This is a genomic window from Lacticaseibacillus thailandensis DSM 22698 = JCM 13996 (genome assembly GCF_001436135.1).
Taxonomy (GTDB): Bacteria; Bacillota; Bacilli; order Lactobacillales; family Lactobacillaceae; genus Lacticaseibacillus; species Lacticaseibacillus thailandensis.
On sequence record NZ_AYZK01000001.1, the window covers coordinates 290,906 to 316,895 of the forward strand.

At 54.9% G+C, this 25,990-nt stretch carries 22 protein-coding genes; 19 read left to right on the forward strand and 3 right to left on the reverse strand.

The features are described from left to right. The first annotated feature begins 84 nt into the window (after positions 1-84). The 5 genes from FD19_RS01345 (at position 85) to FD19_RS01365 (ending at position 6,253) form a co-directional block, all read left to right on the forward strand. Entirely contained in the window at positions 85-756 is a 672-nt protein-coding gene (locus FD19_RS01345) for a histidine phosphatase family protein (protein WP_054749335.1), read from the forward strand. Between the two features lie 30 nt (positions 757-786). Then, positions 787-1,491 (forward strand): tetratricopeptide repeat protein, encoded by a 705-nt coding sequence (locus FD19_RS01350; protein WP_054749336.1) that lies wholly within the window; start codon positions 787-789, stop codon positions 1,489-1,491. Then, positions 1,484-3,964, forward strand: a complete 2,481-nt coding sequence (gene recD2 / locus FD19_RS01355; protein WP_420836016.1) for an SF1B family DNA helicase RecD2 — start codon at positions 1,484-1,486, stop codon at positions 3,962-3,964. Before FD19_RS01350 ends, recD2 begins: the two co-directional genes overlap by 8 nt. Before the next feature lie 30 nt (positions 3,965-3,994). After that, complete coding sequence (locus FD19_RS01360; RefSeq protein WP_056968943.1) at positions 3,995-5,212, forward strand: GNAT family N-acetyltransferase; 1,218 nt, start codon at positions 3,995-3,997, stop codon at positions 5,210-5,212. 105 nt (positions 5,213-5,317) lie between these two features. Further along, positions 5,318-6,253 carry a diacylglycerol/lipid kinase family protein gene (locus tag FD19_RS01365; protein WP_054749337.1) on the forward strand — a complete coding sequence of 312 codons (936 nt, stop codon included), beginning with the start codon at positions 5,318-5,320 and terminating at the stop codon, positions 6,251-6,253. 409 nt (positions 6,254-6,662) lie between these two features. On the opposite strand, the gene rnjA is transcribed toward FD19_RS01365, so the two are convergent. Together rnjA and FD19_RS01375 are read right to left on the reverse strand one after the other, a co-directional pair. Next, entirely contained in the window at positions 6,663-8,345 is a 1,683-nt protein-coding gene (gene rnjA / locus FD19_RS01370) for a ribonuclease J1 (RefSeq protein ID WP_054749338.1), read from the reverse strand. Positions 8,346-8,348: 3 nt separating this feature from the next. Beyond that, positions 8,349-8,561, reverse strand: coding sequence for a DNA-directed RNA polymerase subunit epsilon (locus FD19_RS01375; RefSeq protein ID WP_054749339.1), 213 nt, complete (start codon positions 8,559-8,561; stop codon positions 8,349-8,351). A 243-nt stretch (positions 8,562-8,804) separates the two neighbouring features. On the opposite strand from FD19_RS01375, the gene FD19_RS01380 reads away from it, so the two are divergent. Continuing rightward, complete coding sequence (locus FD19_RS01380; protein ID WP_054749340.1) at positions 8,805-9,233, forward strand: hypothetical protein; 429 nt, start codon at positions 8,805-8,807, stop codon at positions 9,231-9,233. A gap of 119 nt (positions 9,234-9,352) precedes the next feature. On the opposite strand, the gene def is transcribed toward FD19_RS01380, so the two are convergent. Beyond that, positions 9,353-9,907, reverse strand: a complete 555-nt coding sequence (gene def / locus FD19_RS01385) for a peptide deformylase (protein ID WP_054749341.1) — start codon at positions 9,905-9,907, stop codon at positions 9,353-9,355. Between the two features lie 388 nt (positions 9,908-10,295). Here def and FD19_RS01390 point away from each other — a divergent pair, with 388 nt between their 5' ends. The 13 genes from FD19_RS01390 to holA all read left to right on the forward strand — a co-directional run bounded on the left by FD19_RS01390 (position 10,296) and on the right by holA (position 25,983). Further along, entirely contained in the window at positions 10,296-11,012 is a 717-nt protein-coding gene (locus FD19_RS01390; protein ID WP_056968944.1) for a hypothetical protein, read from the forward strand. Positions 11,013-11,236: 224 nt separating this feature from the next. Beyond that, positions 11,237-12,154, forward strand: a complete 918-nt coding sequence (locus FD19_RS01395) for a Rossmann-fold NAD(P)-binding domain-containing protein (protein ID WP_056968945.1) — start codon at positions 11,237-11,239, stop codon at positions 12,152-12,154. Then, on the forward strand, positions 12,155-12,451 hold the full coding sequence (locus tag FD19_RS01400) for a UPF0223 family protein (RefSeq protein WP_056968946.1): 297 nt from the start codon (positions 12,155-12,157) through the stop codon (positions 12,449-12,451). Between the two features lie 171 nt (positions 12,452-12,622). Continuing rightward, positions 12,623-14,467, forward strand: coding sequence for a translational GTPase TypA (gene typA / locus FD19_RS01405; protein ID WP_054749663.1), 1,845 nt, complete (start codon positions 12,623-12,625; stop codon positions 14,465-14,467). 192 nt (positions 14,468-14,659) lie between these two features. Beyond that, on the forward strand, positions 14,660-15,868 hold the full coding sequence (locus FD19_RS01410) for an FtsW/RodA/SpoVE family cell cycle protein (protein ID WP_225353402.1): 1,209 nt from the start codon (positions 14,660-14,662) through the stop codon (positions 15,866-15,868). A 62-nt stretch (positions 15,869-15,930) separates the two neighbouring features. Further along, on the forward strand, positions 15,931-19,359 hold the full coding sequence (locus FD19_RS01415; RefSeq protein WP_056968947.1) for a pyruvate carboxylase: 3,429 nt from the start codon (positions 15,931-15,933) through the stop codon (positions 19,357-19,359). A 24-nt stretch (positions 19,360-19,383) separates the two neighbouring features. Then, positions 19,384-19,710: a YlbG family protein gene (locus FD19_RS01420; RefSeq protein ID WP_082619469.1), complete on the forward strand. Its 327-nt coding sequence runs from the start codon at positions 19,384-19,386 to the stop codon at positions 19,708-19,710. Further along, the gene (gene rsmD, locus FD19_RS01425; protein WP_054749346.1) at positions 19,697-20,257 is read left to right on the forward strand and encodes a 16S rRNA (guanine(966)-N(2))-methyltransferase RsmD; all 561 of its coding nucleotides are present in this window, start codon (positions 19,697-19,699) and stop codon (positions 20,255-20,257) included. The genes FD19_RS01420 and rsmD overlap by 14 nt, the downstream gene beginning before the upstream one ends. Then, a complete protein-coding gene (gene coaD, locus FD19_RS01430) occupies positions 20,254-20,751 on the forward strand; it encodes a pantetheine-phosphate adenylyltransferase (RefSeq protein ID WP_054749347.1) in 498 nt (165 codons plus the stop codon). The genes rsmD and coaD overlap by 4 nt, the downstream gene beginning before the upstream one ends. Further along, positions 20,748-21,806, forward strand: coding sequence for a SepM family pheromone-processing serine protease (locus FD19_RS01435; RefSeq protein WP_054749348.1), 1,059 nt, complete (start codon positions 20,748-20,750; stop codon positions 21,804-21,806). The genes coaD and FD19_RS01435 overlap by 4 nt, the downstream gene beginning before the upstream one ends. A 232-nt stretch (positions 21,807-22,038) precedes the next feature. Then, the gene (locus tag FD19_RS01440) at positions 22,039-22,725 is read left to right on the forward strand and encodes a helix-hairpin-helix domain-containing protein (RefSeq protein WP_054749349.1); all 687 of its coding nucleotides are present in this window, start codon (positions 22,039-22,041) and stop codon (positions 22,723-22,725) included. Then, on the forward strand, positions 22,722-24,884 hold the full coding sequence (locus FD19_RS01445) for a ComEC/Rec2 family competence protein (RefSeq protein WP_056968948.1): 2,163 nt from the start codon (positions 22,722-22,724) through the stop codon (positions 24,882-24,884). Before FD19_RS01440 ends, FD19_RS01445 begins: the two co-directional genes overlap by 4 nt. Positions 24,885-24,939: 55 nt before the next feature. After that, entirely contained in the window at positions 24,940-25,983 is a 1,044-nt protein-coding gene (holA, locus tag FD19_RS01450) for a DNA polymerase III subunit delta (protein ID WP_056968949.1), read from the forward strand. Positions 25,984-25,990 lie beyond the last annotated feature (7 nt).

Consider the following 25,990-nt stretch of genomic DNA (forward strand, 5'->3'; position numbering starts at 1 on the left):
TAAGCTCAAACCCGCTGGTAGTGGCTTGCGGCAGGGCGGGGACAATGGGATAATTAGGGTTAATGAAAACGGAGGGTGTAAAAGGTGACAAAACTGTATTTTGTGCGACACGGAAAGACGGAGTGGAATCTGGAGGGACGTTACCAAGGCGCATTTGGTGATTCACCACTATTGCCAGAAAGTTACGTTCAGGTTCACGCGTTGGCCAAGTACCTGAACGATCAGCACATTCACTTTGACCACGCCTACGTGAGTCCACTCAAGCGCACCCGGACCACCGCGATTGAACTAATGACCCATTTGGATCAGACCGACATTCCGCTGACCATTTTACCCGCCCTGCGCGAATTCAATTTGGGCCTAATGGAAGGTCAGAGCTTTGAATCCGTTGCCGCGCGCTTTCCCCGCGAGCTCAAAGCGTTTCGGCACGCACCAGCCGACTACGATCCGTCCGCCCTGCACGGGGAGACCTTTGACCAACTCCTCGAACGGATGACCCCACCCATCCAGGAAATCGTTGCTAACGATTACATGGGCAACTCTAACTACCTTTTTATCGGGCATGGCGCCTCATTAGCGGCGCTTATTCAACACCTGGTGGGTACCCTGGTCGCTGATTTACGCAAGGATGGCGGGTTGACCAACAGTAGTTTGACCACCGTGCAAGCGGATGGCCCCGCGCTGCCGTACCACATGGTGCACTGGAACGACACGCACTTCCTGCCGGGCAAGCGGACCGCCACCGATACCATTTAGTCACAGCAATTTTGAAGGAGGCATGGCACATTGACCCAGACCGATGACGCAATTACCCAGTTTAATCACGGACACCAAGAAGAGGGAATTCAAGCCGCCGTTCATGATATTGACGCACACCCACACGATCCGCAGCGCTACTCCGTGTTGGCGACGATGCTGATCACGGTGCGGGCTTACGATCAGGCGACAACGTTGATTACCCGGGCACTGGGACTCTTCCCGGATAATCCGGAATTGCGGTATTCGTGGGGCTTGTTGGCCTACGCACAACAGGACTTGCAGGATGCGTTAGCCCGGCTGCTGCCGTTGACTGACGTGCATGCCGACGTGCCGATGTCGCTGCGGGGTGACGCCGCCTACATGGTGGCTCTGTGCTATAACGATCTCGGTCAGTCGGCCCGGGCACTGGCATTTGCCATGACGGCCCACGACGTGAACCCGCGTGCTCATGACGCGGTAATCCTGATGGCCAACATTTTGTTGGCCCTGGGCGAGTTTAACAGCGCGGTGGATACGTTGGCGCCGTTGATTAATGCGCATGACCCGCAGATTGATTTTGCGTACGGGATGGCACTGTCGGCAGCGGGCCGCGATGGCAGTAAGTACTTGGATGCAGCGCGTAAAGCGGATCCGGCTTTATTTGCTGATCAAAGGGGTAAGGTCAAAGATATTGCCCGGTTCCTGCAATTGCGGCATGCGGATGACGAAACGGAGGGGCATCAGGATGCCTGATATGGATACGGTCACCGGAACGGTGCGCAACGTAATTTTTGCGAGCCATGACAGTTTGTTCAAAATCGTGGCGGTGGACATCTCCGCCACGACTTTAGTGTGGACTGAACCGGAGATTGTCGTGAAAGGCAACCTGGGCGACCTCCAAGAAGGCACCGAGTACGAATTCAGCGGGCACCTGGTGGCCCACCCGAAGTACGGACAACAGTTTGACGCCGTGTCGTACCAAAGCCAGCGCCCCACTAGTCACGACGGCCTAGTTGATTATTTGGCCAGCGACCGCTTTCCGGGCATTGGTCCCAAAACTGCGGCTAAGATCGTGGATGCGTTAGGCATTGGGGCGGTGGATACCATCGTGAAGGACCCCGATGTGTTACAGAAGGTGGGCTTAAGCGCCAAAAAGGCGGACATGCTCGCTAGTTCTTTGCGTGAGAACCTGGGGCTTGAACAGGTAATCATTGGTCTTGGTGAAGTGGGACTGACGGGTGCCTTAGCCAATAAGGTGTACGGTCGCTACCAGGAGGACGCCCTCGACGTGGTCCGGGCTAATCCTTACCAACTAATCGTTGACATTGAGGGCATTGGTTTTCGGGTGGCTGACGGAATCGCCCGGCAGCTTGACATTCCCGCGGACGATCCGCAGCGATTGGGCGGCGCGCTAATGGATGCCTTGTTCCAAATAACCGACCGTGACGGTGATACATATGCGGAGCCCGCCCGCCTGTTAGACGGGGCTAAGTCACGACTAGCTGGTGGTGGCCTCGGCGGTGTGAGCGACGAGCAACTAACGGCGGCGCTGCGTGATTTGGCTGATGACCGGCGTATTAGTATCACTGATGGGCGCATCTTTCCTAAGCGACTCTTTGACGCCGAGTGGCAAATTGCCAACCATCTCTTTGCGCTCAAAAGTGCTGCGGAAGGGTATGATGACGATGACATCACGACAACGTTAAACCAGGTGGAGCACGATTTGGACATTGAGTATGATGCGACCCAACGCACTGCAGTGGTGGATGCATTGCAAAATCACGTTTTCCTGCTAACTGGGGGCCCGGGGACGGGCAAAACCACCGTGGTGAACGGGATCGTGCGCGCTTATGCCCAACTCAACGCCATCCGGTTGGATCCGAACAGCTATGATAGTGATACGGCCTATCCCATTATGTTGGTGGCACCTACCGGTCGGGCGGCAAAGCGCATGTCCGAAACGACGGGGTTGCCGGCCAGCACGATTCACCGGTTACTAGGTTTAGCTATCGACACCACTGATTACGAGCCCCCGGAGTTACCGGATGGCCTGTTGATCGTGGATGAGATGTCGATGGTGGACACCTACTTGTTCCGCATTCTACTGGATGCAGTGCACCCGGGCATTACGTTGATTCTCGTTGGTGATAAGGACCAACTGCCATCCGTCGGGCCGGGGCAGGTTTTTGCGGACCTGTTAGCGAGCCACACGTTACCCCAAGCGGAATTAACACACATTCACCGGCAAGACGCGCGGTCGTCGATTACCACGTTGGCGCATGACATTAATAACGGCCAGCTGCCGGACGACTTTACCGCCAAGCAGGCTGACCGTAGTTTCATTAGTTGTGGTCCCGGGCAGATTCAGGCAGCAGTACGCCAGGTGGTGACCGCCGCCAAGGCTAAGTTTGACGCCATGCAGGTACAGGTCTTGGCACCCATGTACCGGGGCGTGGCTGGTGTGGATGCGTTGAATCCGCTGGTCCAAGATATCTTTAATCCCAAAGCAAGTGAACGTACTAAGGAAATTGATGCGGGCGACCACCAATACCGGATTGGCGACAAGGTGCTCCAACTAGTCAATAATCCCGAAAAAAACGTGTACAATGGTGAAATCGGGTTGGTCACCGGTATTGTGTCAGCCACCAAGGATGATGGGGCACACCTGATCGTCGATTTTGATGGTAACGAAATCGATTATGCCAGTAATGAACTTAAAAGCATCACCCTAGCGTATGCGACCAGCATCCATAAGGCGCAAGGGAGTGAGTTTGATATGGTGATCTTGCCCCTAACGATGGCGAGCCGGCGCATGCTCAAGCGTAACTTAGTGTATACTGCCATCACGCGGGCCAAGAAGTTTCTGATCATGATTGGTGACCAGGAGGCTTTCCGGACGGCGGTGACCACGATGGCGGACAACCGGCACACCGGGTTGGTGGACCGGCTGCGTAAAGTCTTCAAGTTGGCGCCCACCGAGCCGGACGCCACTGACGGCGAAACTGCTGCTACCACCACCAGTAATGCTAGGGTAAATGACGCGCAATCGTTAGCGGTAGCGTCAACCGCGACGGGCCAGGTATTGCACGAAGCTGTGGCACCCCCAATTGCAGCTAATGGTTCTGACCAAGCGGCGGGCCCCACGATTTTAACGCCGGCATTGGTTGCCCGCGACGCGGTGGACCCCATGATTGGTATGGAGGGCATTACCCCGCAAACAGCGTAGTATGGATCCACGGTTAAATTAAGGAGAAGCATGATGACAGATATTCGCGAACAACTATCAATGCGTCCAGTTACACCGGAATATTTAGACCAGTTTAATGATTTGCTGGGGTATGTGTTCCAGGTCACCGCCAAAGAAGTGAGCGAGTCTGGTTACGAAGAGGGCGAACTCGAGCGGGCCAAACGACCAGTGCTGGAGGAAGCGGACGTTTTTGGCTGGTTCCACGGTGACAACCTGGTCAGTCAATTGGCCATCTACCCGTGCAAAGTCAACATTCACGGGCGGCAGTACGATATGGCCGGGCTTACTGGCGTGGGTACGTACCCAGAGTACGCCGGGCATGGCTTAATGCACGACCTGATTAGTACGGCGTTGGAACACATGCGGTCCCGGCACCAATGGATCTCCTACCTGTACCCGTACAGCATTCCGTTTTACCGCAAAAAGGGGTGGGAAATCATGTCTGACCACCTGACTTTTGACGTACGCGATATCCAGTTGCCTAAGCAACAGAATCTGCCTGGTCACGTTGAGCGAATGGATATTGATGCCGAGGATGTGATTCGGACCTATGACCGCTTTGCCTTGTTGAACCATGGTGCCATGATTCGTAACCAGCTGAACTGGGACGAGTATTGGCGCTGGGAAAACGAGGAGGAACGCACGGCGGCCGTGTTCTACGATGAGGACGACGAACCGCAGGGGTTCTTGCTGTACTGGATTGCTAACGAGGTCTTCCATATTAAGGAAATGGTGTACATCACGCAGGAGGCGCGGATCGCACTGTGGAACTTCGTGTCGGCCCATTTCTCCATGGTGGAACACGTGCGCGGCAACATCTATAAGAACGAACCGCTGCACTTCTTACTGGATGATGGCGACATTAAACAGACCATTAAGCCGTACTTTATGGCGCGCATCGTGGACGTTGAACAATTTCTCCGCGCCTACCCGTTCGCGGAAGTAGGCCAGCCATTTCACCTGATCGTCAGTGATCCCATGGCGCCCTGGAATGTCGGGACGTTCGGAGTGAGTTGGGATGCCAACGGTCAAGTAAGGGTGGAGCGTGATGCCCATCCCGGTTTGCCAGTGCGGTTGGACATCCAAACGCTGACAACGATGCTGATGAGTTACCGGCGACCGTCTTACCTGCGCCGCATTGAACGACTGGATGCGGACACCAGTGCCGTTAAGAATCTTGAGCAGGTCATTCCCATGGAAGAGCCGTACTTTTCAGATTACTTTTAGATTGGCGGCGCTTAGTCGGACGACGTTGCAAATCAACCAGTGGCTAGTTATAATTTACAGCGTTAACGTTGAAAGGAGTTGTGGCGCTACGTGGCCTTTTTTCAAATGATTTTCAATCCCGCAGCCGGCGGGGGTAATTCTGTGGCTACGTGGCACATCGTTAAGGATGAGTTGAATCGGCGTGGGGTCGATTTCCGGGTTCGGACATCCAAACATCCTGGGCACACGGTGGAGTTGGCGCACCAAATTGCCAAGTTCAATGACCGGGATGATACGGTGCTGTTAGTGATTGGTGGCGACGGAACGTTGAACCAAGCGGTAACGGGAATTCGTGAAGCTGGCAACACGACCATGCCGGTGGCGTACGTACCGGCAGGGAGCGGTAACGACTTTGCCCGGGCCAACCGCATCAGCAAGGATCCCCTGACGGTACTGGATGCTATTCTCGACACACAGGCACCGGTGCGGGTCGATATTGGTGAATTCCACGAACGGACACGCGACCAACACGGTTACTTTGTGAACAACGTGGGCGTTGGGTTTGACGCGGCCGTTGTGGATGCGGCGAACCAAAGTCGGTTAAAAGGGTTCCTGAACCGGGTACACCTGGGGACCTTGGCCTACATTCTGAGTATTTTCGGAGTGTTGTTTAACCGCCATGCCTTTGAAGCGCGGGTGCACGTCGGGGATGAACACGACATAATACCTAACGCATACATCTGCACCACGACTAATCACCCCTACTTTGGTGGTGGGTTTCCCATCATGCCGGGGGCGTCGGTCATCGATGGTCAGCTGGACTTGATCGTCGTGGAAGAACGGCACTGGTGGATCTTCATTTTCCTCTGTGCACAAATTTTGTTGCGGAAGAAGTTGGACTTTGAGGGAATTCATCATTACCGGGCGGCCAAACTGTACGTGGAGACCAGTTCACTCGAATTTGGTCAGATGGACGGTGAGGAGCTGGGCACGCGGCCGTTTGAACTGGAATTTAACGTGACGGACCAGTTGTTTTGGATGGGTGATCTCAATCCGCAATAGGGTTGCCGGTATTGTTTAGTTAATTTCAGTTTCTTCGGTGTCATTATGGCCAGCTAGACCCATCTGTAGCAGGTTTGTCACCAGTGTTCAGCACGAGTGTGGTCAAATTTATGGTGGCGCCAACTTGTCAGATTTGGCGACAGGTGCTAATATTTCAGTGTGCGCTGGTGTACAAGTGTGCATAAGCGGTGTTCATTGTGGCCAGTGCCAGGTGTAAGAATGAGGTGCTCATCGCCATGGTGGGCACGTAAGCAACCACAGAACGTCAAAAAAAGGGCTGACCGTAGCTATTGCCTAGGGTTAGCCCTTTAATTTTTAATTCAAAACAGTAAACGGGTCGGCAACCATGAATGATTGCCGACCCGTCTTGGTTATGCATGCTGTCAGCACAAGGCGCGACAGCATGTGTTTATAGCGTAATCAACATTGGTAAGATCAGTGGACGCCGTTCCGTCCGTTCGAACAGGTACTCACCAAGGTTCTTCACGATGGCGTCCTTCAGCATTGCTTCACTGACTTTTTCATTATCGTTAAACGTGTTCTTGATGGTGTGGAAGACCCGCTTTTGGGCGTGGTTGATCAGTTCGCCAGATTCACGCATGTAGACGAACCCACGCGACAAAAGGTCGGGACCCGCCAAGACCGTGTGCTTCTGCATATTGATAGTGGCAACGACCACGACCAAACCTTCTTCAGAAAGGATCCGGCGGTCACGAATGACGGCATTACCAATGTCGCCCACACCGCTACCATCAACGTAAACGTCGCTAGCTGGGAAGTGACCAGCACGACGCGCATGATCCTTGGTCAGGGCCAGCACGTCACCATTACCCATGATGAAGGTATGATCCGCCGGCACGCCACAAAGTTGGGCAAGCTCGGTGTGGATCTTCTGCATCCGGTATTCACCATGACATGGCATGAAGAACTTAGGCTTCATCAACCGCAGCATCAGTTTCTGTTCTTCCTGGCCACCATGACCGGAAGTGTGGATGTTATTGACCTTCCCGTGAATGACGTCGGCACCAGCTGCTTCCAGCTCGTTAATGACTTCGTTCACGCTGGTTGTGTTCCCAGGAATAGGGTTACTGGAGAAGACGACGGTGTCGCCAGGTTGAATGCTGATCTGCCGGTGCGTCCCGTTAGCAATCCGCGACAGGGCGGCCATGGGTTCACCTTGCGAACCGGTACACAGAATCAACACCTTGTTGGCGGGCAACCGCTTCAACTCGTGGGCATCGATGAGGTCTTCATCCGGAATGTTCAGGTAGCCCAATTCACGGCCGTTAACAATCGCATTTTCCATTGACCGGCCAAAGACAGCAATCTTGCGGCCGCGCGCAATGGCAGCGTCCGCGGCCTGCGCGATTCGGGAGATGTTTGAGGCAAAGGTGGCAAAGATAATACGGCCATCAATGCGGTCAAAGATATGGCGGATAGAGTGGCCTACAAACCGTTCCGACTTCGTAAAGTTAGGAATTTCGGCGTTCGTGCTGTCAGACATCAACAGCAAGACACCTTCTTCACCCAGCTTAGCCATCCGTTGCAAGTTGGGTGCCGGCTGATTGCCAACCGGGGTCAAGTCAAACTTGTAGTCACCAGTTTGAATGACGATTCCGTTAGGCGTGTGTACCGCGATCCCGAGGGTGTCGGGAATACTATGAGTCGTCCGGAAGAAGGAGACGGAGAGCTTGTCAAACTTTAGCTCAGTGTCTTCGTCAATTTCCGTGAGGCTGGTGGAGCGTAGCAAGCCGTGTTCCTCCAACTTGCCCCGAATGAGGGCAGCAGCTAAGGGACCAGCGTACACATCCACGTTGGGTACCTGCTTTAGAAAGTAGGGTAAGCCGCCAATGTGGTCTTCGTGGCCGTGGGTGATGACCAACGCCTTGATCTTGTCCGCATTCTGCTTCAGGTACGAGTAGTCAGAAATGACGTAATCGATCCCGAGCAAGTCATCTTCAGGAAACTTGATGCCGGCATCAATGACGATAATTTCATCACCGTACTGCACACCGTACATGTTTTTACCAATTTCACCCAGCCCACCTACAGCAAAGGCGGCGGTTTCATTGGGTTTAATATTTAATTTCATATGCTAAAACTCCGTTAACTTGTAGTTATCGGACTGCTGCTCGTACTCTAAGAACTTGCCTTCAAGTGGCTGGATCAGTTCGATGTTGTAATCCGTGTTTTCTTCGAGCAGTTTACGTGCCGCGCGTTCGCTGTCGGCCTCCAGGTAAAGTGCTACCGTGTTTTCACGCATTGGGTTTTCCAACCGGGATGGCTGGTACAGAACTTTATAAATCATAAGTGCTCCTTTCATGTACACAAAGAAAGCCCCATTAGGGGACTATTCAATCATATGCCCGCATTTTGCTAGGTCACCCTAGCTAGTTGTTATCATTCTACCATACGGTGGCGGGATTGGCGAACTTCCGCGCCAAATCGGTTGTGGGTCCATCTTAATCTGGTGGTTATGTGTTACGGCGACGGTTGAATGTGCCATAATAAAAGTAGTAGTAATGCAGTTTTCATATAGGGGGTGGACTGATTGCCAACAGTGTCTACGTTGGGCCTAGTAATCATTGTGGCCGTGCTCATCATCGCCGGAGGCTGGTGGTGGGCTCGGCGACGGCGCTTGCGGATTCAGCACGAACACGCGCAGTGGATGCGGGCCATCAATTTAGGAGTAGGTAAAGCGCTACACGATGCTGGTCTGGCCGTGGGGCTGAAGGTTACGGGTCAGCCCGTCGAAGAAGTTTGGCACCGGCAGGTCATGCTGGCCCACTTTACCCTGCCGGTGGGGTCCGGTGTGACTGTAGCTCAGGTGCAGGCCGCGTTTAGCGGTGCACACCTGGCGCAGTTAGCGTTGACCGATTGTTTTGTACAGGCAGAGGACCAACAACTGAACTTTGACGTTGCCTACCTGGTCAACGACGCGACTAAGGCGTACGTGGCTGACCTGGCCCGGGTTGAGTAACACAGCATTGCCCCATTAGCGGTAAAAGTAGATGTTAAAAATTAACGGCTTCGGCTGAGTACGGACGTATCATGATGCGTCTGTACCAGCTGGAGCCGTTAATTTGTTGGGGCTACTTGCTAATCGACGATGACCGCTTCGGGGTCAATGTCGAACGGGTGGTCCTTACTGATGTGGTCGTAGAACAACGTACCGTTGAGGTGGTCAATTTCGTGCTGGCACACGATGGCCGGGTAGTGCTTTAGGCGCACCTTCTTGTTCTCACCGTCAACGTTTTGGTACTTGATGGTGATACGGTCGTGGCGCATCACCAAACCGTCGTGTTCATCATCAACGGATAGGCAACCTTCGCCTTCACGCAGACCGGCTTGCTGGACGGATTCGCTGACAATGTGTGGGTTGACCAACACCTCTTTGAACATAATGGAACCGTCGTTGTCCGGTACCAGTACGGCGGCCATGGACAGACTCTTGTTTACTTGCGGTGCGGCCAGGCCAACGCCGGGACGAAGGTGGTACTTCTTGTTTTCTTCTTCATCTTGACTGATGATGAGGTACTCCATCAAGTCATGTGCCAATTGCTTATTTTCGTCCGAAAGGGGGAATTCCACCTGCTGGGCGCGTGCGCGGAGCACCGGGTTGGGGTCGCGAACGATATCTTTCATTAGAAACACAGCTATCTGCCTCCTAGAATAATCTATGGTTAAGGTTACCACATAACGGCGGTGAACGGGTGGCGGTCAGCTGCTTTTACCGCGTTCGCAGCAAAATACCGTTCGGGCGCGCATTGACTCGTTGTCTTGGGACGGTTACAATTAATGAGTAGGAAAAAGGTTCAGTGCGCGTTTTTGACGCGCGCATGTGTACGCATAAGGGGGTGAGCATAATGTCATCAAGTCTTGATCAGCCTAGTCATTCGGCGAACAACGAAGATCCCGGAAGACGTGGCGTTATGCCGCCGCTGAGAGTTAGATTCAGGTAACTGACGTTAGGCCGCAATGGCCGGGCTGACGGCAGCGGCTGTTTGCCGTGTCTTCCTAGTAATTAGGAGGCATGAGCGTGATGCAAAAATTTAATATTACTGGTCTGACCCGTCATGAGGCGACCAGTGCGCGTCTAGCTGGCCTGCGTCCGGAGACTGGGTGGGTACGTCAGGTATGGTTGTTACCAATGCTGGCTCTCGTTTGGGGGCTACTAGTATTGGGTACAAGTGTTCTGGGTATCCTGAACTGGGGCGTCGGTGCAGGCCTAGCGGGGACGGTAGGCGTAGTCGCTCGTCAGGCTTGGCGGTGGCTACAGTTTCGGCAGGTAGTTCAGCACGTCCACACGGTAGTTGTTCTTCGGGATGGCTTACCACGGGTGCTACCAGTGCAGCGCGTTGTTACTGGTGATGTAATTATGACGCAGACAGGGGACCGTCTCCCGTTTGCGGTCGTTCGTGATGGTGTAGTTAGTGGTGCCGGTAGCAAAGTTGCTGGTGGACTGGTGGTCGCTAGCGATACGGTGGTATCGCAGGCAGTGGTGGCCGCTAATGTCTGGACTCAGGGTGTATTGGTAGCCGTGATGGCCGCCATCCGGAGCGTACGACAATTGGCCTTAACTAAGGGCGTCATGCTGAGCCGTTGGTTGGTTCAGCAAGTACGGACTGCAGTACAAATTCTTGGCCGGTTTGGCTGGTTAGTGATCCAGCGGTTAACGGGTCGGATGATTCTTTTTAGACGAGAATCAGCCTTCCGGTACAATCAGGCCTCAGTCCAACGTTCCTGGCTGGCTGTTTAGTTGAATGAGTTAGTTGATTAGCCGCGTTATTCATGACGCGGCTATTATGTTGGGTTCCGTTACACCGTGTCTTTCCAACTTTGTAACAAGAACTTAATGCGTGCCTGTATGTGCGGGTACAAGCGTCGTTTGCCGGTGCCGTTCAAACAGTCAGGGTGGAGCTACTGCCCGTGGGCGGACCAATTGGGTATAATTAACGGTAAGCAATGGGGAGGGGTGTAGTTATGCAAACAGTGGTTGTTTATGGCAATAGTCCGACTACGACGGCGACCATCGCCGCGCTCATGCATTTGGATGATGGGTTGGTAGTGACGGTGCCGGACGATAGTAACGGGGCGTTGTTTAATGACCTCGTGGCTTTAGGAGGCATGGGGCATAACACACTGGCTAAGGCTACACCCAAAGTCGTGGCGGAGGCAGACCTGTTGGTGTTTACCGACACGCTACCCGCTGATGCGGATGCTGACGATGCGAATGCGCTCACGGCGGCTAACATCAAAATGGTGCGGGAGGCGCTCAATGGGGCCATGGCCAACGGTTTCACCGGTACCTTGTTGGTGGCCACCACGCGCGACGAGTTACTGACCTACTTTGCCCAACGCTTCTCGGGTGTCGCCAGTGATCACGTGTTGGGGGTCGGCACCGCGGCGCACAGCCTGTTTACGGCCAACCGCATTGCACAAGAACTTAATGTTCCGGTTCATAACGTGGCCGTGGACGTGGTCGGCACCGCGACAGATTACCAGGTCTTGTGGAGTCGGGCGGCCGTTTCGACCGTGCCGTTACTCAGCATGGTGCAAAATGATGCCGCCAAGGTGAGTGCCGAAATCATTCAAACCGTTAACCGTGAATTGCAGCAATTTGCCGCTGGCATCGGTGCGGCGGTGACCGCGGATGTGGTTGCGCGGATTGCGGCGGTATTGTTGAGTACGCAGACCGACATCGTGCCGTTGACGTTGATCGATGGCACGGGGGCTGGCCTGACGGTAGTAGCGCGTCCGGCCGTGGTGGGTCGCCAGCACGTACAGGTATTGCCGCGCGTTGCCGGTGCCCAAGCTGAGGAGGAAGCCCTCAAGGAGATTACGGACCGCGTCCTCGCGGCCATTCATGACATTGAACATCAAAGTAACGGGAGCAAATAGATGAAGGCAAATTATGGTTACCCGCTGGAACTTGATTGGACCACGGATGAAAAAATTGCGGTGACTACATTTCTGCAAATGGTTGAAGATGCCTATGAGCACGGCGTGAACCGGGACAACCTGTTAGCCGCCTATAATGCGTTTAAAAAGGTGGTCCCGGATAAAGCGGGCGAACGGCAGATCGACCGCGAATTTGAAGAGGTCTCAGACTATTCCACTTATCGAGCGATACAAGCGGCACGGCAGGGGGCTGGCAAGACGGTCCGGCTACGTGTGGATCACCGACGATCGAAGTAGTCCAGCCGCCTGCTTGGTGTTATGCGTATGCCCGGCGGCGTGAATGTTATAAATGATTTCAGAAAGATAGAAATGTTTTGACCGATGTGCTAAAATGATTAGCTGTATGCTGTGGCCGTTAAGTGGCTGAGCAAGCAGGCCACAACGGTCGAAAAGCGAAAGGAAGTTAACATGAAAACACGTGATGATATTCGGAATGTTGCCATCATTGCCCACGTCGACCACGGTAAGACGACGTTGGTTAACGAAATGCTGAAGCAATCCGATACCTTACCAGAACACACCCAGATTGGGGACCGCGCGATGGATACTAACCCCATCGAAAAGGAACGTGGTATCACCATTCTGAGTAAGAACACCGCCGTTAAGTACGGTGATACAACCATTAACATTGTGGACACTCCAGGACACGCCGACTTCGGTGGTGAAGTGGAACGTATCATGAAGATGGTTGATGGGGTACTGCTGGTTGTTGATGCCTTTGAAGGCACGATGCCGCAGACCCGGTTCGTGCTGAAGAAAGCATTGGAGCAGCACCTGACCCCTGTGGTTGTCATCAACAAGATCGACCGCCCAGGTGCCCGTCCTGCCGAAGTGCTGGATGAAGTACTGGAACTGTTCATCGACTTGGGTGCCGATGAAGACCAGCTGGAATTCCCAGTGGTTTACACTTCCGCCATTAACGGGACTTCCAGTATGGACCCAGATGTTTCTACCCAGAAGCACACCATGAAGCCTGTCTTTGATACCATCATTAAGACGATTCCAGCGCCAGAAGACACCTCCGACCAGCCACTGCAGTTCCAAGTTTCGATGTTGGACTACAACGACTACGTTGGTCGTATCGGGATCGGCCGGGTCTTCCGGGGTACCATCAAGTTGGGTGACCAGGTTGCCCTGATCAAGAAGGATGGTTCTACGAAGAACTTCCGCGTCACGAAGATGTTTGGGTTCTTCGGTTTGAAGCGGATCGAGATCAAGGAAGCCAAAGCTGGTGACTTGATTGCCGTTTCCGGAATGGAAGATATCTTTGTTGGTGAAACCGTCACGGATCCGGAACATCCAGAAGCACTACCAATCTTGCGGATCGACGAACCAACTTTGCAGATGATTTTTGCCGCTAACGACAGTCCGTTTGCTGGTCGCGAGGGTGACCAGGTCACGGCTCGCAAGATCGAGGACCGTTTGAACCAGCAGTTGCAGACTGATGTCTCGCTGCGGGTGGAACCAACCGACACTGCTGGCCAGTGGGTCGTTTCTGGCCGTGGTGAATTGCACTTGTCTATCTTGGTTGAACAGATGCGGCGCGAAGGTTTTGAACTGCAGCTGGGGCGGCCACAGGTTATCTACCGCGAAATCAAGGGTGAACTGTGCGAACCGTTCGAATCCGTCCAGATTGACACGCCAGACCAATACACTGGTGCCATCATTGACGCGATGGCTCAGCGTAAGGGCGAAATGAAGGACATGGAAAACGAAGGTAATGGTCAGACCCGCATGGTCTTCCTGGTACCTTCACGTGGCTTGATCGGTTACTCGACTGAGTTCCTGTCCAGCACTGGTGGTTACGGGATCATGAACCACTCCTTTGAAAAGTACGCACCGGTCATCAAGAACTGGAACCCAGGTCGTCAAAACGGGGCCCTGGTTTCCATCAATGCCGGGACCGCGACAACGTACTCACTACAGTCCGTTGAAGACCGCGGTCAGTTGTTCATTCCTGCTGGTACCGAAGTTTACGAAGGTATGATCGTGGGTCAAAACTCCCGTGATAACGACATTGCCGTTAACGTCACAAAGGGTAAGAACCTGACCAACACCCGTGCCGCTGGTAAGGACCACGCCGCTGCCATCAAGACGCCAAAGGATCTGTCCCTGGAACAGTCCATTGAATTCTTGAATGACGACGAATATTGTGAAGTTACGCCAAAGAGCGTGCGTTTGCGTAAGAAGATTTTGAACACGAGCGAACGCCAAAAGGCTGACAAGCGGCGTAAGGCTGCTTCCAGCAAGTAACCAAATGAGCATTGATAGAGCCACCCGCCAACGGGTGGCTCTTTTTTGCGTGCGGGGTGAACGGTGCACGCTGATTTTGTAGCGATTCCATAACGTTCACTGTGTGGTGACGTTACCTTACCCCTGGGTTCCGCGCGGGGGTACATATGCTATAATTGTGTGTATTATTATGGTTTAAAAAGGAGACCGAAATTGGGTCCAAAACGTGCTTACATAGATTTATACGTGCTGGTACCTTACGTGGTACTGTGCCTATTCAGTATCGTCATGGTGTATTCCGCCAGTGGTGACTATATTCACATGCAAATGGGCCTGAGCACAACGGCGTACATGTGGAAGCAAATGGTATTCGTGGCGGTCGGCTTTGTGCTGTGTGGACTTACGTTCATGCTGAAGCTCAAACTGCTCCGCAAACCTGGCTTGCTGGGTGGCGGGATGCTCGTGACCATTGGTTTGTTGGTGTACTTACTGATCAAGGGTAAGGTCAACCCGTCTTCAGCCATCAACGGGGCAAGTTCCTGGATCCCCGTGGGGCCCATTAACATCCAGCCGTCCGAAATTGCCAAGTTACTGTTGGTACTCTACTTAGCGCACATGTTTACTCGCCGTGAACGTGACCTCAATCCTGGGTCATTGATGGGTTCTGCCAAGGTGCTACGCGCGCCCTTACTGATGGTGATGGTCATCTTGGCGTTGGTGCTACTCCAACCGGATACTGGTGGGGCGGCGATTCTCATGACGATTATCTTTGTCATGGTGTTTGCGAGCGGTTTGCGTTGGCAGATGGGCCTGGGCTTTATTGCCTTGGGTTTTGGCGTTCTGGGGGGCGGTTATTACTTGCTCATCACACGGATGCACGGTTTCCTGGCGACGCATTATCAGGGGCGCCGGCTATTGGCCGTCTTGCACCCCTTTGCCATGCAGAGAGTTGAAGGCAAACAGTTAGTTAATTCCATGTACGCCATCAATCATGGTGGCCTGTTCGGCGTGGGCTTGGGCAACGGTACCATCAAGCTCGGGTACCTACCTGAACCGTACACCGACTTTATTTTGTCGGTCATTACTGAAGAACTAGGAATTTTGGGTGGAATTATCGTAGTGGGGATGATTTTCTTCATTGTTTGGCGGACAATGTTAGTGGGTATCAGGGCGCGTTCCACGTACAAAGCGTTATTGATGTACGGAATTGCGACGATGCTGTTCGTTCAAACCACCTTCAATGTTGGTGGTGTGGTCGGCGTGTTGCCCATTACTGGGGTGACACTACCGTTTATTAGTTATGGCGGTTCTAGTTTATTGATTTTGTCTGTTGCTATCGGAATCGTGCTCAACGTGAGTGCGACGGAAAAACGTGACCGGTTAGCGGGCGTCACCGCTAGCGGCCAGTTAGATGTGCGTTAGTAACAATGGTGGGCGTTGCCTTTGGACAGCACGCACCAGTTCATGATTAAGGAGGCACGATGATGCAAAAGGTGTTGGTAGCCAACCGTGGGGAAATTGCGATTCGCATTTTCCGTGCGTGTCAAGAACTCGGTTTACGCACGGTCGGTATATACGCCGCTGAGGACAGCTTATCTTTGCACCGGTTCAAGGCCGACGAGAGTTATCAAGTCGGCAAGGGGCGCGAAGCGGTGGCTGCTTACCTAGACATGGATGATATTATTCGGATTGCCAAGCAGTCCGGTGCGGATGCGATTCACCCCGGCTACGGCTTACTGAGTGAAAACGCGGAATTTGCCCGCAAGGTGCGGGCGGCCGGGTTGACTTTCGTGGGCCCACAGACCGAGTTGTTGGAAACGTTTGGCGACAAGGTGGCGGCAAAGGCGGCCGCCGTGGCGCACGGGCTGACGGTCATCCCGGGGACGCCTGAGCCTACCCGCGACTTTGACGAGATTGAGGCCTTCGCCGAGAAACACGGGTTCCCGCTCATGCTCAAATCCGCCAGTGGTGGCGGTGGCCGGGGGATGCGCATCGTGCATTCGGACGCCGAGTTACGCAAGGTATACCCAGTCGCGGCTTCGGAAGCGCTGACCAGCTTTGGTGATGACCGGATGTACGTGGAGCGTTACCTGCAACACGCCAAGCACGTGGAGGTGCAGGTAGTTGGCGATAGCCACGGACACCTCGTTCACTTGTTTGAACGTGATTGTTCTGTCCAGCGGCGGAACCAGAAGGTGGTCGAAATTGCCCCCGCAGTCGGATTGCCACAAGCCCTGCGCGACCGGATATGCACGGCAGCGGCTCACTTTATGGCCGCAATGCACTACGAAAATGCCGGGACGATCGAGTTTCTCGTTGAGGGGGACAAGTTTTACTTCATTGAAGTTAACCCACGGGTTCAGGTCGAGCACACCGTTACCGAGGCGATTACGGGGCTCGACATTGTGCAGGCGCAGTTGCAGGTAGCTGCTGGTGCCGACCTGTTCGCTGATATCGGTTGGCCCCACCAGAAGGATTTGACCTTCCGGGGAGCGGCCATCCAGTGCCGGATCACGACTGAAGATGCGCAGAACGATTTCCTGCCGGATACCGGGACGATTTTGACGTACCGTTCACCGGGTGGTTTTGGTGTGCGGTTGGACGGCGGTAATGCTTACGCGGGTGCCGAGATCACGCCGTACTTTGATTCATTACTGGTGAAGGTCAGCGTGTCCGGATTTAACTTCCAACAAGCGTGTGCCAAGATGCACCGCGTCCTGCACGAATTTAAGATTATTGGCGTCAAGACCAACCTGCCGTTTTTGGAGCAGGTGATCACACACCCAACGTTTACGAGTGGCCAAGCAACGACCACCTTCATTGACGAGACGCCAGCGCTGTTTGATTTTGAGGCGCCAAAGCATATTTCTAACCAGGTTTTGAATTACGTCGGCAAGATTACCGTCAACGGGTTCCCTGGCCAGGAGCACAAGGCCCAGCAAAGCTTTCCTAAGCTGCAGTACCGGGCTCACGTGGAGGCGTCAAAGCCGACGCAACCAGACCTTGTGGCTATGTTGCACGACCAGGGGGCCGGTGCGGTCGCCAAGTGGGTACAGCAACAGCCACAATTACTGCTCACGGACACCTCGTTCCGTGATGCGCACCAGTCGCTTTTTGCCACGCGGATGCGCACGGCTGACATGCTGCGCGTCGCCCCTGATTACGGGCGCGCCTTCCCGAACCTCTTCTCCGCTGAAATGTGGGGTGGGGCGACGTTTGACGTGGCCTACCGCTTCCTGGCTGAGGACCCCTGGGCCCGTCTGGCCGCTTTGCGTAAAGCCATGCCGAACACGCTCTTACAGATGCTGTTCCGGGGTAGTAACGCGGTTGGTTACAAGAACTACCCGGACAACGTGATCAAGAGCTTCATTGCTGAAGCGGCCCGCACGGGGATCGACTTGTTCCGCATCTTTGACAGTTTCAACTGGTTACCACAGTTGCAGCCCAGCATCGAGGCCGTCAAGGAAACGGGCAAGATTGCGGAGGCCACGATTTGTTATACCGGGGATATTCTCGGTTCTGCGCACCCGCATTACGACCTGAAATACTACGTTGATTTAGCCAAAGAGTTAGCGAACACTGGGGCTGACATTATCGCCGTGAAGGACATGGCAGCCTTGCTGAAGCCAGAAGCCGCCCGTGTCTTGATCAGTGCTTTGAAAGATGCGGTGGACCTGCCAATTCATCTGCACACGCACGACACGACCGGTAACGGGGTGGCAACTTATGTTGCCGCCGCTAAGGCCGGTGTCGATGTCGTTGACGTGGCCCAATCGGCAGTGGCTGGTACTACCAGCCAGCCAAGCATGGAGAGCTTGTACTACGCGCTGGCCGGCAACGAACGGCAGCCTGATTTGAACATTCAGCATGCAGAATTGATTGACGATTACTTCCGGGACGTGCGGCCCTACTACAACAACTTCGCCAACCGCGTTACTGGTCCGTTGACCCGGGTCTATCAGGTAGAAATGCCTGGTGGGCAGTACTCTAACCTGCAGCAGCAGGCGAAGAGCATGGGCATTGACGATTTCAATACCGTCATGGATATGTACGAACAGGTTAACGACATGTTTGGTGACCTGATCAAAGTAACACCGAGTTCCAAAGTAGTGGGTGACATGGCCCTGTTCATGTTGCAGCAACACCTCACGCCGGACGACGTGATGGAGCGCGGCGACCACATCGACTTCCCAGAGTCCGTGGTGGCGTTCTTCCGTGGCGAATTGGGGCAACCGCCGTTTGGGTTCCCCAAGAAGTTGCAGCAAATTATTCTGCACGGTGCCAAGCCGTTGACACAACGGCCAGGTGAGGTCGAACCTCCAGCTGACTTTGACAAGGTGGCCAAGCAGTTGCAGGATGAGGGTGTTGCGCACCCGAATCAACAACAGATTCTGAGTGCGATTTTGTACCCAGAGGTTTATGCCGACTACCGGAAACGTCAGGCTGAGTTTGGTCCGGTCACGGCGCTGGACACCCCGGTATTCTTCCAGGGGTTACACGTCGGTCAGCAGACGGCGGTGACCGTTGCGCCGGGGCGGACGTACGTGGTTCGGCTGGACACGATCGGTGACCCCGACGCCGCTGGGTTGCGGATGTTGTACTTCACCGTTAACGGTCAAAAGCGTCAGATCACGGTTCGTGACGAGGCGGTCGGACATTCAGCTGGTAGCGTTCAGTTTGCGGACCCGGTCGATAAGCACCAAGTTGCGGCCCCCATGGGTGGTCGGGTACTGGAAGTCAAAGTCCAGTCCGGTGACCAGGTGGCCGAGGGGGATGAACTGTTTGTCTCCGAAGCCATGAAGATGGAGACCGTGGTGCACGCGCAGGTTGCGGGTACGGTCAGTCACGTGTACGTCAATAGTGGCGACACGGTGGCATCCGGCCAGTTACTGGCTAGGATTCAAGCACAATAATTTTGTAATTAAAGGAATGAGAAGATGCTCACAGTAAAGGACCGACTAGGAATAGCAGTATGGTTATATTCCATGCGGCAGGTGCGGCAGTTACGCCGCTACGGCACGGTGATGTACACCACCAAAAAACTGAAGTATGCGGTTCTATACGTGGATCGTGATCAGGCGGACGCCACGGTCGATAAGTTAAAGCATTTACGGTTCGTCAAGGACGCCGAAGTTTCCCATCGGCCGGAGCTAGACCTGACCTTTAGTGGTTCCTTGGGTGATCCGGAGGCGCGGCGCTACGCCGATGAGTTCCCGCCGGATGAACATGGTTACGAAGAGGAGACGCAGCATGAGGGTCGTTAGTGGTGAATTTCGTGGTCGCCGGCTCAACATGGTGCCAGGGGACACCACCCGGCCCACCGCCGATAAGGTGAAGGAGTCCATTTTTAACATGGTTGGCCCTTATTTTGAGGGTGGCCAGGCGTTGGACTTGTATGCGGGCACTGGTGGTTTGGGCATCGAAGCCGTTTCGCGCGGCATGGACCACGCAACTTTGGTGGATTCGGCCTACCAAGCAGTTAAGACCATCAAGCAAAACGTGCAGTTACTCAAAGCGGCGGACCGGTTTACGGTCATCAAACGCTCGGTACAGGCGGCCTGTACAGCCCTGGCCGCGGAGCACCAGCAGTTTGACCTCGTGTTGATGGATCCACCGTACACCCAGCAACGGGTGTTGACTGAACTGGCTAACTTCGTCCAGCTCGACCTACTCAAACCTGGTGCCACCGTGGTGGTTGAAACGGGCATGGACGTACAGTATCCGGACGCGATTACTGGTTACCGAATTCGCCGGTTGCAAACCTACAAAGTTGCCCAGGTGTTGGTACTGGAAAGGAATGAGGACGCATGACTGAACGTATCGCCATTTTTCCCGGCAGCTTTGACCCGTTCACGAACGGGCACTTGGACACGGTGCGCCGGGCTAGCGCCATCTTTGACCGGGTCGTGGTCGCCGTGATGACCAACACGAGTAAGCAACCGCTGTTTAGCGCGTCCGAAAAGACGGCGTTGATCGCGGGTGCGCTTGTGGGGCTGCCTAATGTGTCGGTGGTGGCGCAGTCGGCGGCTTTGACCGTTGACTTTGCGCGCCACCTACACGCGCAGTTCATTGTCCGTGGTTTGCGTAACGTGCAGGATTTCAGCTATGAGAACGATATCGCGGCAGTCAATGCGCGGTTAGCGCCTGACATTCAGACGGTGCTGTTGCCGGCCAAGCCGGAATATGCAGCGATTTCGTCGTCGATTATTAAGGAAGTCGCCGCGTTTGGCGGTGATGTCAGTACCATGGTGCCCGCAAACGTGGCGCGCGCCTTGCAGCAGAAGCTAGGAGGGACCATTCAGTGAGCAAACAGCGTCAACAACGACGCCGGTTGGTCATAGCGGTAGCGGTAGTCATCACGTTAGTGGTGGCTACCTTTCTGTTTATGCCCACCGGCAAGTACGTCGAGGTACCCGGTTCGGCCAGTGTGACCAGTAAGTTTGTCCACGTTGCCGGTAAGCGGGACCGTCAGCGGGGCAGTTACCGTTTGATGACGGTCTCCGTGATCGGTCCAGCTAGTCCCGCGGTGCTGCTGTGGGCTCACTGGCAACCCTTTGCGGAGGTGGATAGCAAAGCCGAGCTGATGGGTTCTGCCACTACGTCCGAGTATACTGCCCTGCAGCGTTACTATATCAAGAGTGCCGCCAACGATGCCGTGGTGGCAGCTATGCGGGCGGCCCACCGCCCCGTTAGCATCCATGGCCAGGGTATTTACGTCATGTCGCTACTAAGCAATTCACCCTTGCGGGGGCATATCCACGTTGGTGATATCATCACACGCGTCGATGGTCAGCGGTATGCCCGCGCACAAGGCTATACCCGCGCCATTCAACGGCACCGGGTGGGCCAACGGGTACGCATCACCTATACCCACCGTGGGCGCACGCGGCACGTGACGGTCAAATTGGTGCGGTTACGGCAAACACACCGTCCGGGAATTGGCATCACGTTGACTGACCACACGCGGGTGGTCAGCCAGCCACGGGTACGGATCAACGCTGGTCAAATCGGTGGTCCGAGTGCGGGCCTGATCTTTGCTTTGGAGACTTATCAGCAGGTAACCGGGCAGAACTTACGTCACGGACGAATCATTGCTGGCACCGGGACAATCAGTACGAACGGCCGGGTCGGGGCGATTGGTGGTATCGATAAGAAGGTGTACGCGGCGGCCAAGGCGGGAGCGCGCGTCTTCTTTGCTCCGAACATCCCCGCCACCAAGACCCTACGGCGTGAGGACCCTGATTACGTGAACAATTACGTCGAGGCGCAGCGAGCGGCCAAGAAGATTGGAACGCACATGCGGATCGTGCCGGTGCGGAGTTTGCAACAAGCCATTCGGTACTTACGCATGCATCCATAGCACGGGCTAGATGTTGGTCCGTGCTGAGTGCCTAAACGTAATCATTGGTGCCATTATTGAATATTTTAAATCCGAAAATGGCCGTACGTCTGCTGGAAATCAGCGGCAGGTGCGGCCGTTTTGATTGTGGTCTGCCCACAGTCAGTTTTGACGGTGCTCAATAATTTTTTGTTCACTGGCGTAGTCGTGGATACCCGCTTGGCGAAATGTCATTGCAAAGGGGGTGAACAGCATGGACAAAGTTTGGTCACTAGTCCGCGATTACTGGCAGTACGTTGCGATGGGGGTGCTGGCCGCCCTGGTTCTTGGTACTTGGGGCTGGGCACAATGGCGACAATCAAGCCAGATCACTGACCCAGTCGTGGCTTCCACTAACTTAATGACCACTAGCAGTCATAGTGCCAGTGTCGTCACGACCGTCGCCAGTGCCAGTACCGGTGCCGCTGGGTACGTATATGTTGCGGGGGCGGTGCGTCATCCTGGTTTGTATCATGTCCGTAGCACTACGCGGTGGGCTGACGTGGTACAGGCCGCTGGGGGCTTGACTGACGACGCTGATGCTAGTCAAGTGAACCTTGCCCGCTTTGCCCGTGACCAGGAGAACCTGACCATCCCCGTGCAGGGGGCCTTGGTGGTCAGTAGCAGCAGTGCCACTGATGTGAGTAATGCCGCGGCAACTGGAGCCAGTGGTGTAGCTAGCGGCGCAGCGGATACCGACCAGATCGATTTGAATACGGCGACGCTGGCGCAACTGCAAACTATCTCTGGCGTTGGCCCGAAGCGCGCGCAGGACATTATTGATTACCGTTCCGAGCACGGCGGCTTTCAATCCGTGGACCAGCTCAAAGATATTAGTGGCATCGGCGACAAAATATTTGCTGACTTGCAGCCACACGTCACGGTGGGGAGTACGCCATGAGCCAACGGGTACTAATCATCCTGGTGCCGTTATTAGCCTGCCAGTTATTATTGCTAGGGCCAGTGTGGTTAGGAGCCAGTTTACTGACGGTGGCGGTATGGCGTGGCCGGTTGTTGGGGTGGCGGTGGTTGTTATTAGGCTGTGTTTTGGGGCTCGTGAGTGCCGCCATTGAGGTAGCCCGGACACAGCATCCATCAGTACCGGTCGGGGCCGTGGTGGTCCAGCCGACAAGTTGGCAACCAGGCAGCGACCATTATTACAGTTTTAGCGGTCGAACCACTAACGGCGTGTATGTTTCTGGTGGTGGGACGGTCGATGAAGTTGGCGCGCGCCAAATTGATAATGCGCGTACCCCCATGACCGTCCAGTGGCACGGTGACCCCACACGCATTAGTGGCCCCCGCAACCTGTACGAGTTTGACTACCGGGCGTTTGCGTGGGCGCAATACCACCAGGCATACCGGTTGCCCAGTCAAAAGTTGCGGGTAATGGTGCGTCCCCGCCAGAGTGTGAGTGATTGGCTGTTTGGTGTGCGGATGGCGTTGCTCATGCGGATGGACCAGTTACCAGACAAAATGAACACTTACGCACGAGCACTGATCTTGGGGCTGATGGACGGTGATATGAACGATATGCGTGACGTATTTAGTCGGCTGGGAATCATCCACCTGTTTTCGGTATCGGGTCTACACATCTTTGCTCTGGTGGGGATGCTGTACTGGTTGACCGACCGCTGCCGCATTCCCCATGAATGGGTCGATTGGGGCTTGTTACTGCTATTGCCGACTTTGCTAGTGATCATCCCGCCCGGAGCGGGAATCGTACGCTCTGTGTGGATGCGGTTTACACAGGTGGTCAACGAACGGTGGTCCTGGCACTTGAGCACGCTCGATATTTTCTGTCTGGTGCTGGGCGGGAATTTGTTGTGGCAGCCACGCGTGCTCACGACGTTGGGCGGTCAGTTGACGTACTTGCTCACTTTTTTCCTGGTGGTGCAGCCCGTGGCGGGGCGGTGGCGCAGCGCTGCCACCATGGCGGCAGTCAGCATGCCCCCGTTGGTCGTGGCCTTATACGGGGTGCACTTGCTGACCTTTGCTTACAACTGCCTACTCATGCCCATCTTTGAACGGATCTTAATGCCACTCCTCATTGTGGCCTGTCTCTGGCCGCAGTGCCCGCTGTGGCCGACGTGTAACCAGGTCCTAGGCTGGTTTGAAGCGGGACTAGGTTGGTTGGGTACGTTGCCGGGCTACTGGCAGTTTGGGGCGTTACCCTGGGTAGCGGGCATAATACTGCTGGTGCTAGTGTTGCGGGCCGTGGTGGTAGGGCGTTGGCGGTTGGTGCTGGTGACCACCGCGGCGATGTACGCCAGCGTGAACCTTCATCCGTATTGGCGCGTCACCATGATCGATGTAGGTCAGGGGGATTCAATCTTGATTGAGGCACCCTGGAAGCGAGCAACCGTTCTGATTGACACCGGTGGCCGCGCCTTTGGGACCACGAGCAGTCCCCCGGCGAAGCGCGTGACGCTCAACTATCTTGCCGCCCGCGGACTGACGCACATCGACATGTTGGTCTTGACCCATCCGGATGCGGATCACGTGGGGGATGCAGCGGTCATCACGCATGGCATCCGGGTGCGGCGCATGGTGACGACACCGATGTCGGCGGGGGATGAGTTGATTACCGGCGCCCAGATCAACGGTCGGCCCGCCGTTGCCACGGTGATGGCCGGCAACGCGTTGACGGTGGGGCCACTGCACTTGCGGGTAGTGGCGCCCGACCACGATGCGGGGGAGACCAACGGTAACTCCGTGGTGCTGTATGGTAAAATTGGTGATAGTAATTGGCTACTGACCGGGGACGCGGATCAGGCGGTTGAAACTGAGCAGCTATTGCCGCAAAACTTAGCGGTCGACTTTTTAAAGGTGGGCCATCACGGTTCAAAGTCGGCGTCCAACCCGCAGTTCATTGCTGCGCTGCACCTGCAATATGCGTTGGCGTCCGCTGGGGTCAACAATCGCTACGGGCACCCCAACGCAGAAACGGTGAATACGTTCAAGACGTTGGGAATTCCGTTACTGGTGACCAAGGACGCGGGCATGATCTGGGTGGACGCAACGGTCCGGGGGCACCGGGTGCATACCTTTCTCCACTAGACAAATCGTTGTGCGGACGTGCTGTGCGTCCGGCCAAGATGTGAGGTTTAATTAAATGGATGTTAATCAACTTAAACAAAGTATTCAGGCCGGGCAAATTGCGCCGGTTTATCTGGTGACCGGGACGGAGTCGGCGCTAAACCAGCAAGCATTGGCGGTGCTACGGGATATTATTCCCGCTGATCAACAAACAATGAACTACGCCCGCTTTGATCTCCACGAAACGGAGTTGGACGCCGTCATGAATGAAGTGGACGAATTACCATTCTTTGGTGATTATCGGGAAATTGTGCTCGACAATCCGGATTTTTTGACCGGTAGTGGCAGTGTGGCCAAGCAAGAAAGTGCCATTAACGACCTGGTGGACTACCTCCAGCAGCCGGCACCGACGACGGTGCTAGTATTGCTGGCCAACTACCCCAAGCTGGATGCCCGGAAGCGGGTAGTCAAAGCGCTCAAGAAAGCCGCCACGATGGTCGCGACCAAGCCGCTAAGTGAGGCCGAAGCGCGACGGGCAATTCGGGCCGAACTGTCCAAGCAACGGGTGGATATCGACCATGAAGGGCTAGACGCGCTGATTGCCCGTACCCAGTCGGATTATTCAGCGATGGTGGCGGCGCTCCCTAAACTCAGCATGTACGCCCACAATACAGGCAAGGTCGATGCGCAGGCAGTCACGCAGTTGGTGCCGCGGCAATTGACGGACAGTGTCTTTGATATGGTCAACTCCGTGATGCAACGCAATGTGGCCGCGGCATTACGCCAGTACCGGGAACTGTTGCAGCAGCAGGAGGAGCCCCTGCGGTTGATCAGCCTACTAGAATCGCAATTTCGGCTCCTGATTCAAGTACAGATCTTTAGTACTCGTGGCTATACGCAGGGCGCCGCCGCGGATGCGTTAAAGGTCCATCCGTACCGGGTGAAGTTGGCCTGGCGGTCAGTGCGGCAGTTGGCGCACGACGATTTGACTACGGCATACGACATGCTGGTTCGGACTGAAGTGGCCATGAAGCGGGGTACCGTGGACAAGGAGTTGGGTTTTGAGCTGTTTGTGTTACAGTTTGCCGGCCGGGGCAAACGTTATGCACGGCAATTTTGATTAGTTG

What these genes read in the sequence shown, in the direction of transcription:
- FD19_RS01395 (WP_056968945.1), top strand. Translation starts at nt 11,237, where the DNA reads ATGCAAACAGTGGTTGTTTATGGCAATAGTCCGACTACGACGGCGACC.
- FD19_RS01415 (WP_056968947.1), top strand. Translation starts at nt 15,931, where the DNA reads ATGCAAAAGGTGTTGGTAGCCAACCGTGGGGAAATTGCGATTCGCATT.
- holA (WP_056968949.1), top strand. Translation starts at nt 24,940, where the DNA reads ATGGATGTTAATCAACTTAAACAAAGTATTCAGGCCGGGCAAATTGCG.
- recD2 (WP_420836016.1), top strand. Translation starts at nt 1,484, where the DNA reads ATGCCTGATATGGATACGGTCACCGGAACGGTGCGCAACGTAATTTTT.
- FD19_RS01390 (WP_056968944.1), top strand. Translation starts at nt 10,296, where the DNA reads ATGCAAAAATTTAATATTACTGGTCTGACCCGTCATGAGGCGACCAGT.
- FD19_RS01440 (WP_054749349.1), top strand. Translation starts at nt 22,039, where the DNA reads ATGGACAAAGTTTGGTCACTAGTCCGCGATTACTGGCAGTACGTTGCG.
- FD19_RS01360 (WP_056968943.1), top strand. Translation starts at nt 3,995, where the DNA reads ATGATGACAGATATTCGCGAACAACTATCAATGCGTCCAGTTACACCG.
- rsmD (WP_054749346.1), top strand. Translation starts at nt 19,697, where the DNA reads ATGAGGGTCGTTAGTGGTGAATTTCGTGGTCGCCGGCTCAACATGGTG.
- FD19_RS01445 (WP_056968948.1), top strand. Translation starts at nt 22,722, where the DNA reads ATGAGCCAACGGGTACTAATCATCCTGGTGCCGTTATTAGCCTGCCAG.
- FD19_RS01375 (WP_054749339.1), bottom strand. Translation starts at nt 8,561, where the DNA reads ATGATTTATAAAGTTCTGTACCAGCCATCCCGGTTGGAAAACCCAATG.
- FD19_RS01400 (WP_056968946.1), top strand. Translation starts at nt 12,155, where the DNA reads ATGAAGGCAAATTATGGTTACCCGCTGGAACTTGATTGGACCACGGAT.
- coaD (WP_054749347.1), top strand. Translation starts at nt 20,254, where the DNA reads ATGACTGAACGTATCGCCATTTTTCCCGGCAGCTTTGACCCGTTCACG.
- rnjA (WP_054749338.1), bottom strand. Translation starts at nt 8,345, where the DNA reads ATGAAATTAAATATTAAACCCAATGAAACCGCCGCCTTTGCTGTAGGT.
- FD19_RS01420 (WP_082619469.1), top strand. Translation starts at nt 19,384, where the DNA reads ATGCTCACAGTAAAGGACCGACTAGGAATAGCAGTATGGTTATATTCC.
- typA (WP_054749663.1), top strand. Translation starts at nt 12,623, where the DNA reads ATGAAAACACGTGATGATATTCGGAATGTTGCCATCATTGCCCACGTC.
- FD19_RS01365 (WP_054749337.1), top strand. Translation starts at nt 5,318, where the DNA reads ATGATTTTCAATCCCGCAGCCGGCGGGGGTAATTCTGTGGCTACGTGG.